Here is an 11,681-nt window from a genome sequence, read left to right as displayed (position 1 = left end):
CGAAGTCGATCGTGTAGCGGCCCGCGGCCAGGCGCTGCCACAACCCGATCCGGTAGCCGCCGGGCACCTGCGTGCCCTCGGTGATCGAGTCGCCCAGCGGCATCACCCGCACCCCGCCGTTCGACTCCGCGACGGCGACCCCCGTGCCCACCAGCGTGCCCGTCACCGCCATGACCACGGCCAGCAGCGCCGCGGTCGACCACCGTCTCCACGTACGGACGGTCAGCCCTGCGATCGCCGGAAGGCGATGCGGCCGGTCCGGCCTGTGGCGAGACTCCGGCCTACTTCCGCCGGGCCGGGTGCGGGGGGTGACTGCGGCGCCGACCAGGCGCAAAAGGGATGCGATCTTCATAGACGCTCCTGGAGAGTGCGGGACAGATCGTGTGCTGTTATCGCTCACATGCAGTGGTGGACGTGCGGGCCGTCGCAGACCGATCCGTGTAACGGGGGAGAGGCGGCTGTCGTCCGTGCGGTCCGGGCTCGGCCTGTGCCGCGGAGGCCGGGCCCTGATCCGGAGAATTCTGGATCCGGGCAGGATCTTGTTAGCGTTAACATTCTTCTCTACAGAGCGAGCCCTCTCTCTGCGCTGACGTAGGTGGTGGTGCGGCGGAGCAAATACGACGGCCGACCCGGCGTCAAGGCTCCCGCCTCTCTCCGGCCGGCTCCCCGGTCTGCCGGGACGCCTCATCTGCTGCGACGAGGGCACGGCCCGATCGCCACGGGGTGCAGGGGTGAAACTTTCACGACAGCCATCCGGCGGCGATGAGTCGGCAGAGCCGCTCTGTCAGGGTTGCCGAAATCTCACCCGATGGATCGGAAGAAACGCCAGTTGAAGGCCGGAGTCCGCGTGCGGATCCAGGAAACGAACGGCCCTCGGCCCTGACATGTTCCGTGCGGTCTCCCGGCCGGCTGCCCGGAGGGTCGTCTCCTGCCGGGGCCGGTGGCGGGCGGCGGGGACCGCCGCGGCGGCGCGGCGGGCGCGGGCTTACGTCGAACCGTCAGGAACGGTGATCCCGGGCGCGGGCGGGTCCGGTCGTGCCACGCAGGGAGATGGGCGGCGCGACCAGGAGATGGCCGTGCGGGGTGGTGGGATCGGCGATCAGCCGGATGAGCATCTCGACGGCCCGTGCGCCGAGCTCATCCGCGGGGACGTCGGCGGCGGTGAGCGGGGGGTGCAGGTTCTCCGCCCAGTGCCGTGCGGAGACGCCCGCGATGGAGAAGTCGCGGGGCACGACCAGGCCCGCCTGGGCGAGCGCGTGATACATCCCGGGGGTGGCGGCCTCGTTGATGGTGGCGATCGCGGTCAGGCCGGGGTGCTCGTCGAGGAGCCGCTCGACGCAGGACACCCCCGATTGGGCGTCGTCGGCGCAGCACGTCTGCACGCCGTCGAGACGACGCTCCGCCATCGCGTGAGTGAAACCGGCCTGGGCGCGGTGGCCGGGACCGTATCCGGCCGCCACCAGCTCCTCCGAGCGGTTCACCAGGGCGATGCGGCGATGGCCGAGGTCGGCCAGGTGATGCACACAGTTGGCGATCAGCTTCTCGTAGTCGATGTCCACCCAGGACATCTCCTCGGGGCGGCTGGTGCGGCCGATGCCGACGAAGGGCAGCCCGGCCTGCCGCAGGCGGGTGACCCGGTCGTCCTCCAGCCGTATCTCCATGACGATCACGCCGTCCACGCGTCTGCCGCCGACCACCCGCTCGAACGACCGGTCGTGCTCGCCCCCGGACGGCGACAACAGGACGTCCAGGTCGGCGTGTGCGGCGGCGTCGACGACGCTGGCCACGAAGCCGAGCTGCATGTCGGTCAGGCGCCGGCTGGCGGGAGGGATGACCAGGCCGATGGTGTGGGTCCTGCCTTCCTTGAGCGCCTTGGCGGCGGCGTTGGGCCGGTAGCCCAGTTCGTCGATGACCGCCTGGATGCGCCGGCGGGTCTCCTCCGACACGGGACGCTTGCCGCTGAGGGCGTACGAGACGGTGCTGCGCGCCACACCCGACCGCTTGGCGATCTCCCCGATATTCACCGGCGCTCCTCACCTGATCCGACCGATATGCACATCGTAAGTCGAATCGAGCGCATGGGATGACGACCGCGACGCATACGACGGTCCGCGCGACCCCGGTGACGTGCACGGTCTGTCGATTTCCGTTCCTGCGAACCGATTCGACTCCAGGCGGAGACGATCACGCCGGTGGGGCCGCGAGGCCGGACGCCGGTCGGACGTGTGAGGCGCGTCCGACCGGCGTGGCGGTCATGGGTGAAGCGGGCCGGAGTCGCCGGTCACCTGATCAGCTTCCCGTCCACTTCTGACTGGTCGTGCCGGTGCAGGACCACAGCTGGACCTTCGTGCCGTTCGAGGTGCCGAAGTTGCTCGCCTCCAGGCACAGGCCGGACTGCACGCCCGTGACGGTGCCGTCGGCGTTGACGTTCCACTGCTGGTTGGCTTGGCCGTTGCAGTCCCAGATGATCGCCCTGGTGCCGTTCGCGGTTCCGGCGGCCTCGGCGTCGAGGCACTTGTTGCCGTACACCTGCAGTTGCCGCGAGGAGGTGTACGTCCACTGCTGGTTGGTCTGGCCGTTGCAGTCCCACAGCTGGAGCTGCGTGCCGTTCGTCTGCGACAGGTTCGGCACGTCGAGGCAGCGGCCGGCGTTGACGTTGCGCAACGCCGACGCCGACCCTCCGCCGGTCGAGGGCGGCAGGAGTGTGATGGTGAAGGTGTCGTCGACGGCGGTGTGCGGAAGGTTGACCGTGGTGCCGTTGCCGGACAGGGTCGCCACGGTGTTCTGGACGGTGACCGGTCCCTGCACCGCGCCGCCGCCGTTGTAGGGGATGCGCTCGACGAGGACGCGGACCTGGTTGTTCTGGACGATGCCGCTGGTGGTGTCCAGACGCTGCAGGTTGACGGCGACGTTGCCGGTGGTGCGGCCGCCCCCGACGAGGATCTTCGCGTTCCCGCTCGCCTTGGTGGCGAAGGCGTCGTAGTTGGAGCTGGGGGTGACCGAGGCGATCTGTCCGGTCTGGGAGCCGTAGAAGCGGTAGACCCACCATTCGCCCTTGGGCTGGTACTGCCCGGAGGAGTTGTGGACGAGGAGGTTGGCCAGGTCGTTGTGCAGGTTGCTCCCTCCGGCCCAGTTGGCGCGCAGGCCGTCGGCGCCGGCCCGCTCCAGCCTGGCGATGTACCAGGCGCCGTCGGCGGGGTTCTGCTCGTTGGAGGCGCCGTATTCGTTGATCTGGTAGGGGCGCGGGTGGGCGATGCCCCGGGAGTTCAGCGTGGTGTCGGCCGTTGCGACGTTCGCCACCGGGTCGCCGGGCAGGGAGTGCCAGCTGACGATGTCGGGGACGACGTTGTTGGCCTTGACGTAGTCGAGGTACTGCGTCCACCAGCCGCTGGTGGACGGCACGCCCGCGAAGCTGGGGCCCACGATCAGGTGGGAGGGGAATGCGGCGCGGATGCGCTGGTAGGCGCGTTTCCACATCTCGAAGTACTGCGACTGGGGGCGGTTCCAGAACAGGGTGATGTTGGGCTCGTTCCACAGGTCCCACTGGACCGGGGCGCCCGTGGCCCGTACGTCGTCGATCAGGCGGGTGAGGAAGCTGTCGTAGTCGGCCCAGTTGCCGTTGTCGCCGGGGAAGCGCGAGATCGGGTAGCCGTCGGCACCCCACAGATCATGGACGAGCAGGACGAACTCGCCACCCAGCGCCCGGGTGCGCAGCAGCTGGGCGCGGGTGGCGTTCCATCGGCGGTCGTACTTGCCCGACACCCAGCCGCCGGGGCTGTCGAGCTGGGCGCCGCCGGCGCGCATGTACCGGAACTTCACGTCGGTGAAGTAGTTGTCCGGGGGCGCGGCGGCGTTCTCGGTCATGCCGTAGATCCACCCCGACGCTCGGTAGGTCGGGGAACCGCCCGCGACCGAGAAGTTGATGGTGATGGACTCGTCGGCGGCCTGGGCCGGCGCGGCGGTCGCGACGACGGACGCGGCGACGAGCGCCGCGGCGGAGAAGAGGGCGGCCAGACCGCGGCGGCGACTATGCCGCCAACTGAAGGGGATGTTCACTCATGACTCCTTCGACGGGGGGTGGGGGATCGCGGGACGAGCCGTGGCGCTGTCCCTGGAACCTGTGGTGTTGCCGTCTGGCGGTCGGGTGAAGCGAAAGGGCGGTCTCAACGCAGGCGACACAATCGAATCGATTCGCAGACAGGGTAGATTTAGGCGGGAAGGCATGTCAATCACATGTGTCCCCCGTATGAAGGACATGTGTCGGAACACCTACACCTGAGGAGATTCTTCGGGTTAGATGTCGAACTTCCAGCTCACAAACGTGTCTCGAATCGATTCGCCATCCCGAGACCGGGAGCATGACGATCTGCCCGGACACGCCCGCGGCGTGCCGAGCTCTCGCCTCCGCAGCTGGTTATGCCGTCGCGGTTTGAGGCCCGCCGGGCGATACGGCGCGTCTGTCGAGGTCCTGGACCCACTTGACCGCGACCGCGGCGACCTGGATCAGCTCGGCGCGCAGGCGGTCGGCGTCGTCCTCGGCGAACGCTTCGAGCACCTCTTCGTGCAGGATGTGCCGCCAGGTCAGCCGGCCTTCGGCGGCGGAGTCGGTCACGGCCCGTTTGGCGAGGTCGGCCTGGGCCGCGTACGCGGGCCCGGTGCCGTCGGGGTGTTCCTGTATGCCCCACATCGCGTCCTGCCCGGCTCGTTCCGCTGCCACGTCGGCCAGCACTCGGTTCAGCGAACCGGGCAGGCCGTAATCGCCGGGGTGCGTCATCGTGTCGGTGTCCTTTCCTCGGACGGTGATCCGGATGTCAGAGGGCGTTTACGCGCGTTGATGTCCCTTCCGTCGCTTCAGCATGCGGTGAAAGCGTCAGAGCCGGAATTGCGTAGCCCCATCACGTGGCCGGGGGCCGCAGGCCGAGCCACTGCTCGGCGTCCCAGGCATGGAACCGCTCGACCTCGATGAACCCCAGCTTCCCCGCGAGGCGCATCGAGCCGACGTTGGCGCTCTGGGTGGTGAGCACCACCGGCTCGCCGGGAAGGGCGCCGTCAAACCAGTCGAGTGCAGCCGCGCACGCCTCGGCGGCGTACCCCTGCCCCCAGGCCTTCGGCAGGAACAGGTAACCGAGATCAGCCTTCCCCACAGCAGCCGGGCGACGGTGCCCGGCTGCTCTCCTGAGCAGGATCTGGCCGATCATCGCCCCGTCGAGCTCGACGACGAAACTCCCGGGCCATCGCTCGGGCACCTCGGGCATCTCGCGCTCAAGCTCGTCACGCGGGCGGGGACCGCCGAGGTAGGTGTGCACCTCTGGCGAGGCGAGCAACTCGATGAACGTTGCACGGTCCCGCGCCTTGGGCTCACGGAGCACGAGCCGTTCGGTCCGGATCAGCTCAGGCGGCCAGGCCACATGTCCTAGATCTGACATGCGCGCAAGCTAACAACCCTGTAGGACGACCTTCAACGTGGGCATCACCGCACCGCGGGCGTTACCACGGTCCACCTGCCGCGAGATGTACGCCGCATAGACGCTGATTGCCCTGACCGGGATCGCTTATACGGGGAGGGCGTCTCCGGGGAAGCCGTGGCACGGGTGAACCTCGCAGCGCATCATTCCGGCTCGAACGCAGGGGTCCCCGGCCATGATCTCCGCGGCTTCTTCGGCCGGCACGGTCATGATCGCGACGCCGGCCACGGTGTCGGAGGCGACCGGGCACAGGATCGCGATCACCCCCTCAGCGCGTAGCGAGACCATGCGTCGCTGGTGTTCGAGTTCGATTGCGTCCGCGCCGTCCATGGTCCGCATCGGCCCCCACTGAAGGAGCGCCAGGCTGTAGGGCTTCGCGGTCGCGGCCAGAGCCCGAATCTGTTCGTCGGTCACGGTCGTGCTCATGATGTCTCCTTACTTCTCGATGCGCTCGGCCAAGGAGACGATGATTCCTTCGGGCCCGCGGACGTAGGCCATCCGCCACACGCCTTCGTATTCGCCGATGCCTCCCACCAGGCCGTAGCCGTCGGCTGCGGCGTGCTCGACTGCGGCTTGAAGGTCGTGCACCTCGAAGGCGACGTTGCGCAGGCCCAGCTCGTTGGCCGGCGCGGCAGGTGAACCCGAGAGGTGGTCCGGCCGCGTGAAGCTCGAGAGCTCCAGCGTCGTACCTCCGCCGGGCGCTCGCAGCATGACGATCTCGGTGCGGGCGCCGGTCATGCCGATCACCGTGTCCAGGAACTCGCCTTCGACGGCCATCTTCCGATCGGCCTCCAGACCGAGGCTGACGAAGAACGCCGTCACGGCATCGAGGTCGGCGACGGTGATGCCGACGTGGTCGAAGCGCCTTATGAATGTCATCGGATCCCTTTCGAGGTTTCTTCAAGAGACGCTGAGAAAGGTAGCATCTGAGGTTCCTTAAGGGAACCCCACTTGCTGGGTCGCTGCCATGCGACGAACGCGGTTCGGGGAGGTGGCGTGTTCCATCGCGCGCACCTTGGACGTGATCGGCGAGCCCTGGTCGCCGCTGATCCTGCGCGACGTGTGGGCCGGGATGTGCCGCTTCGGCCACATCCAGGCCGGCCTGGGGATCTCCCGCAAGGTACTCAGGCGGTGTCAGGCGGCGGTGCGTTCGCCGACGGGGCGGCGGCGCAGGCTCGTCTGCTGGAGAGCAGGCGGCACGTAGGCCTGGTCGAGTGTGCCGACGTCGGTGCCGGGCGGGACGATCTCGTCGATCCGGTCGAGGATGTCGTCGGTGAGCGCGACGTCGACGCCGGCGAGCAGGTCGTCGAGATGGTTCATCGTGCGCGGCCCGACGATCGCGCTGGTCACGCCGGGATGAGCGATGGCGAACGCCATGGCGAGGTGGGTCAGCGGCAGACCCGCCTCCTGGGCGAGCGAGGTGAACCGTTCGACGGCGTCGAGACGGTGCTCGTCGTTGAGGTGCCTGAAGAAGCCGGCGCGGCGCAGGTCGTTGCGCTGCCCCTTGCGGACGCGCCCGGTGAGCAGCCCCTGCGCGAGCGGGGCCCACACGAGCGTGCCCATTCCGTAGCGCTGCGCGAGCGGCAGGACCTCTCTCTCGATGCCGCGGTTGAGGAGCGAGTAGGGCGGCTGCTCGGTGCGGAACCGTTCCAGGCCGCGCCGCTCGGCGACCCACTGGGCTTCGACGATGCCGGAGGCGGGCATCGCGGACGAGCCGATCGCGCGGACCTTCCCGCTGTGGATCAGGTCCGAGAGCGCGGAGAGCGTCTCCTCGACGTCGGTGTCGGGGTCCAGCCGGTGGATCTGGTAGAGGTCGATGTGGTCGGTACGGAGGCGGCGCAGCGAGTTCTCGACCGCGGTCGTGATCCAGCGCCGTGAGGCGCCCTGCTGGTTGGGATCGTCACCCATCGGGCGGCTGAACTTGGTCGCGAGGACGACGCTGTCACGACGCCCTTCGAGTGCCCTGCCGACGATCTCCTCGGAGTCGCCGTAGACGTCGGCGGTGTCGACGACGTTGATCCCCGCGTCCAGCGCCTTGTGGATGATGCGGATCGAGTCGCCGGGGTCGGGGTTGCCGACGGACGTGGCGAACATCAATGCGCCGAGCGCGTAGGGGCTGACCTTGATACCGGTCCGGCCGAGCGTGCGGTACCGCATGCGAACCATGCCTTCCTTCAAAGATCCGGGTGATCCGTGGCACAGGCGAACCGGATGGAGCCGTCCTGCGGGTGCCGCGTGCGGCACGCGGCACCTCTCCGGTGCTCGTCTCGTCGCCCCCGCGAGGGCGCCGCCGGTCCGCCGCACCGGCTCCCAGCGTGCGGCGGTGCGGGCGTCGGCGGGAGAGACGTCCTCATCCGGGGACGGGCGGTCCCTGGCTGCGTCCGGCGTCCCCGGGGCATGGTGGGAGTGTGGACAGAACCGAAATGGCCGACTTCCTGCGCCACTGCCGCGCCCGGCTCGCCCCTGCCGACGTGGGGCTGTCGCAGGGGGCGCGGCGGCGCACCCCCGGACTGCGCCGCGAGGAGGTGGCGCAGCTGGCGGGCATGTCCACCGACCACTACACGCGGCTGGAGCAGGCCAGGGGTTCGCGCCCGTCGCGCCAGATGCTCGCCGCCGTCGCCCGCGCGCTGCGGCTGACCGGCGACGAACGGGACCACCTCTTCCATCTCGCCGGCGAGGAGCCGCCGCGGGACCGGCCGGCCACGGAGCACGTCCGTCCCGGCCTGCTGCTCGTCCTCGACCGGCTGACGGACATCCCCGCCCAGGTGGTGAGCGACCGCGGCGACATCCTCGCGCAGAACGCGATGGCCAAAGCGCTGCACGGTGACGCGTCCGCCCGCCCCGAGGCGGAGCACAACGTCGCCTGGCGCTACTTCACGGACCCGTCCGCGCGGGAACTCTTCCCGGCCGAGGACCGTGACCGCGCCGCCCGCGTGGCGGTGGCGGACCTGCGCGCCACACTCGCCCGCCGCCCGGACGACGCGCGGCTGGCAGGGCTCGTACGCAGGCTCCGCGCCCGCAGCGAGGAGTTCTCGGCGCTGTGGGACACCCACGACGTGGCCGTGCGCCGCTCCGACGTCAAGCGCTTCCTGCATCCGGTCGTCGGCCTGCTGGAACTGGACTGCGAGGTGCTGCTGAGCCCGGAGCACGACCAGCGGCTGGTCGCCTACACCGCCCGCCCGGGCAGCGAGTCCTACGAGCGGCTGGAGCTGCTGCGTGTGGTCGGCGTCCAGGACCTGACCCCCGGCTGAACCGCTGCGCCGGGTCCGCCTGCGCCCGCAGGAGCGGTAGGGCCTGGTCTGCCGGTCTCAGGTCACCAGGCCCCTGCGGTAGGCGTAGACCACGGCCTGCACGCGGTCACGCAGGCCGAGCTTGGTGAGGATGCGCGACACGTACGTCTTGACGGTCTCCTGGCTGATGACCAACGTCGCGGCGATCTCGCTGTTGGACAGGCCGTCGGCGATGAGGCGCAGCACCTCCAGCTCGCGCGGGGTCAGCGCGACGTCGTCCGGCGTGCCCTCGGCGGGCCGGATCCGCGCCGCGTACCTGCCGACGAGCTGCCGCGTCACCTCGGGCGCCAGCAGCGCGGCACCCGTCGCGACGGTGCGGATGCCGTGCAGCAGTTGCGCCGGTGGGGCGTCCTTGAGCAGGAACCCGCTCGCCCCCGCGCGCAGCGCCTCGTACACGTACTCGTCCAGGTTGAACGTCGTCACCACGAGCACCTTGACGGGATGCTCCACCCCGGCGCCGGCCAGCAGGCGGGTCGCCCCGATGCCGTCGAGCACCGGCATGCGCACGTCCATCACCACGATGTCCGGGTTCAGCCGGCGAGCGAGGTCGACCGCGGTGCGACCGTCCCCGCACTCGCCCACCACCTCGAGGTCGGGCTGCGCATCGATGATCGTCGCGAACCCGGTGCGGATCAGCGCCTGGTCGTCGCAGACCAGGACCCGGACCGGCGCGTTCACGCCGGGCTCCCCGCGGGGATGCGGGCCCGCACGACGAAGGCGCCGCCCGCCCGCCGGTCGGCGGTGAACTCGCCGCCCAGCGCGTCGACCCGCTCGCGGAGCCCGGCGAGGCCCCGCCCGCTCCCGCCGGGCGAGCCGGCCCGCGAGCCGGGACCGTCGGTGCTGACCTCCACGAGGATCTCCTTCTCGCCATAGCGCACGCGGACCTCGGTGTGGCTGCCATGGGCGTATTTGAGCGCGTTCGTCAGGGACTCCTGCACGACCCTATAGGCCACGAACTCGGCGCTGCCGGCCGAATCCGCCGGCTTGCCCTCCTCGGTGAACTCCACCGGCTGCCCGGCCCGGCGCGTCTGCTCCACCAGCGTGCGAAGCTCTCCGACGGACGGCAGTCTGATGTCGGTGTCGTGATCGGGATTGAGCAGGTCGAGCAGGTGCCGTAGATCGGAGATGGCCCGCCGGCCGGTGTCGGTGACGGCGCTCAGGGCCGCGTCGAGGCGGTCGGGCGCGGCGGTCAGGTAGCGTGCCGCCTCGGCCTGCACGACCATCGCCGTCACGTGGTGGGTCACGACGTCGTGAAGCTCGCGGGCGATGCGGGTGCGTTCGGCGGTGCGGGTGGCCTCGGCGACGCGGCGGCGGCCCTCGGCCTCGGCGGCCCGGGTGGAGCGCAGCCAGGCTCCGATGCGCCACGCGAGGACCAGCACCAGGTAGAACGTCACGAATCCCTCCGGCCCCTCGACCGAGCCGTCCCGGTCGAGGGCGACCGTCAGCGGCACGTACGCCAAGGAGAGGAGGACCACGGCGACGCGCCGGTGACGCTCCAGATGGGCGCCCCCGCTCATGAGCGCGATGGGCAGTGCGGTGCTCGCCGCCGTGTGGTAGGCGAGGAGTTGGTCGAGGGCGAAGCCGAGCGACCCCAGGGTGAGACAGACGGCCGGCCATCGTCGCCGGACGACCAGCGAGAGGCACTCGAGGGCGGCCACCAGGACGGCCGTCACGTCGAAGGGCCGGGTCGGCAGGTCGCCGAGCTGCGTCCCGTGGTTGTGCATCGCCGGCAGGAACGACGAGACGGCCAGCAGCAGCGCGAGCGGAAGATCCCGGACCGTGACGTCGCATCGCCGCCACAGGTCCGTGACCCGCCGGAAATCGATCACTGGGAGAGCGTAGCGGTCGCGCCGGCGCGGGCACGGCGCCGACGGGGAACCAGGTTGCCGCGACGGCGGGCCAGCCACATGAAGGCGATCGTCAGCAGCGCGCCGAACACCACCGCGTACATGCTCGCCTCCGGCCCGAACTCGCCGCCGGTGAGCACGGCCGGACCCGACGTCACACCATGCAGCAGCCCCTGCGTCGCGCCGTTGCCGGAGACCTCGGTGCTGAAGACGCCGCCCTCGACGAAGTTCCAAGCGAAGTGCAGGCCGATCGGCAACCACAGGGTGCGGGTCGCGGCGTAGGCGGCGGCGAGCATGCCGCCGGCCTCGATCGCGATGGCGATCGCGCCCCACAGGTTGGCGTTCTGGTTGCCCAGGTGCATCAGGCCGAACACCAGGCCGGTCAGTCCCAGCGCGATCCACGTGCCGGTCCATTTCTCGACGATCCGGAACAGGATGCCGCGGAACAGCAGCTCCTCCGTCACCGCGGCGGCGGCACTGAAGCCGAGCAGCCCAACCGCGCCCGTCACCGAGCCGAGGCCCTCGATCCGGTAACCGCCCACGAGAGCGATGTTCACGATGACGGCCGTGAACGCCCCGGCACCGATCAGCATCCCCCGGCCGACGGCGGAGGCGGCGCCTTTCCCTGCCACCTCCACCGGCGCGCGGCGCTCCGACCACCGCACCGCCCACGCGTACACGAGCACCGCGAGGACGGCTGTGGCGACACCGAGGACCAGAGTGAGAAACGCGTTCCCCTGTACTGCGCCCACGCCCAGGTTGCCGGCGAAGGCGACCAGCGCGACGGCCACGAACTGCTTCAACAATCGCATGACGACTCCTCTGCGAAATCCCGCGGCCGGAGCGCCGCGGCTACGCCGAGAACGCTAGGGATTCGGCGGTCGGGAATCGTCACCGCGCGGTGGACATTCGCGGGTAGCTCGCACGGGGGACAACCACGCCTGCGCCATCTGACGCAGGCGTGCGGCGTCATCGACACCTGCCGCCTCCGGCGCGAACGGCTCCCCGGGCCGCGCCACCAGGGTCTATACGACGCGTATACCGGCGTCTCCGATGCTCGGCCACGCCCGCACACGTAC

General features: G+C 70.2%; 11 protein-coding genes and 1 pseudogene. 1 reads left to right on the top strand and 11 read right to left on the bottom strand.

Annotated features, from left to right (window positions below):
• The 8 genes and pseudogenes from FLW16_RS44810 to FLW16_RS41075 form a co-directional block, all read right to left on the bottom strand.
• Positions 1 to 352, bottom strand: a pseudogene (locus FLW16_RS44810) (hypothetical protein); the annotation flags it as partial.
• Between the two features lie 646 nt (positions 353 to 998).
• Positions 999 to 2,024, bottom strand: coding sequence for a LacI family DNA-binding transcriptional regulator (locus tag FLW16_RS41110; protein ID WP_142566407.1), 1,026 nt, complete (start codon positions 2,022 to 2,024; stop codon positions 999 to 1,001).
• Between the two features lie 265 nt (positions 2,025 to 2,289).
• Positions 2,290 to 4,056 carry a ricin-type beta-trefoil lectin domain protein gene (locus tag FLW16_RS41105; protein WP_142566406.1) on the bottom strand — a complete coding sequence of 589 codons (1,767 nt, stop codon included), beginning with the start codon at positions 4,054 to 4,056 and terminating at the stop codon, positions 2,290 to 2,292.
• Between the two features lie 358 nt (positions 4,057 to 4,414).
• Positions 4,415 to 4,774, bottom strand: coding sequence for a hypothetical protein (locus tag FLW16_RS41100; RefSeq protein WP_142566405.1), 360 nt, complete (start codon positions 4,772 to 4,774; stop codon positions 4,415 to 4,417).
• A 121-nt stretch (positions 4,775 to 4,895) separates the two neighbouring features.
• Positions 4,896 to 5,426: a GNAT family N-acetyltransferase gene (locus tag FLW16_RS41095; protein ID WP_142566404.1), complete on the bottom strand. Its 531-nt coding sequence runs from the start codon at positions 5,424 to 5,426 to the stop codon at positions 4,896 to 4,898.
• 126 nt (positions 5,427 to 5,552) lie between these two features.
• A complete protein-coding gene (locus tag FLW16_RS41090; protein WP_142566403.1) occupies positions 5,553 to 5,891 on the bottom strand; it encodes a hypothetical protein in 339 nt (112 codons plus the stop codon).
• A gap of 9 nt (positions 5,892 to 5,900) precedes the next feature.
• Positions 5,901 to 6,344 (bottom strand): VOC family protein, encoded by a 444-nt coding sequence (locus FLW16_RS41085; protein WP_142566402.1) that lies wholly within the window; start codon positions 6,342 to 6,344, stop codon positions 5,901 to 5,903.
• Between the two features lie 255 nt (positions 6,345 to 6,599).
• A complete protein-coding gene (locus FLW16_RS41075) occupies positions 6,600 to 7,631 on the bottom strand; it encodes an aldo/keto reductase (protein WP_312847192.1) in 1,032 nt (343 codons plus the stop codon).
• 242 nt (positions 7,632 to 7,873) lie between these two features.
• Here FLW16_RS41075 and FLW16_RS41070 point away from each other — a divergent pair, with 242 nt between their 5' ends.
• On the top strand, positions 7,874 to 8,716 hold the full coding sequence (locus tag FLW16_RS41070) for a helix-turn-helix transcriptional regulator (RefSeq protein ID WP_142566401.1): 843 nt from the start codon (positions 7,874 to 7,876) through the stop codon (positions 8,714 to 8,716).
• Positions 8,717 to 8,773: 57 nt separating this feature from the next.
• Here the strand turns inward: FLW16_RS41070 and FLW16_RS41065 are convergent, their stop codons facing one another.
• From FLW16_RS41065 to FLW16_RS41055, 3 genes are read right to left on the bottom strand one after another with little or no spacing between them, the layout of a single operon-like run.
• Positions 8,774 to 9,433 (bottom strand): response regulator transcription factor, encoded by a 660-nt coding sequence (locus tag FLW16_RS41065; RefSeq protein WP_142566400.1) that lies wholly within the window; start codon positions 9,431 to 9,433, stop codon positions 8,774 to 8,776.
• Positions 9,430 to 10,584, bottom strand: a complete 1,155-nt coding sequence (locus tag FLW16_RS41060; RefSeq protein ID WP_185949822.1) for a sensor histidine kinase — start codon at positions 10,582 to 10,584, stop codon at positions 9,430 to 9,432. Before FLW16_RS41060 ends, FLW16_RS41065 begins: the two co-directional genes overlap by 4 nt.
• Positions 10,581 to 11,414 (bottom strand): CPBP family intramembrane glutamic endopeptidase, encoded by an 834-nt coding sequence (locus FLW16_RS41055; RefSeq protein ID WP_142566399.1) that lies wholly within the window; start codon positions 11,412 to 11,414, stop codon positions 10,581 to 10,583. Before FLW16_RS41055 ends, FLW16_RS41060 begins: the two co-directional genes overlap by 4 nt.
• Positions 11,415 to 11,681: the final 267 nt, after the last annotated feature.

The sequence above is a fragment of the Microbispora sp. KK1-11 genome, from assembly GCF_006874435.1.
Taxonomy (GTDB): domain Bacteria; phylum Actinomycetota; class Actinomycetes; order Streptosporangiales; family Streptosporangiaceae; genus Microbispora; species Microbispora catharanthi.
This window is presented reverse-complemented; position numbering and strand designations above follow the sequence as displayed.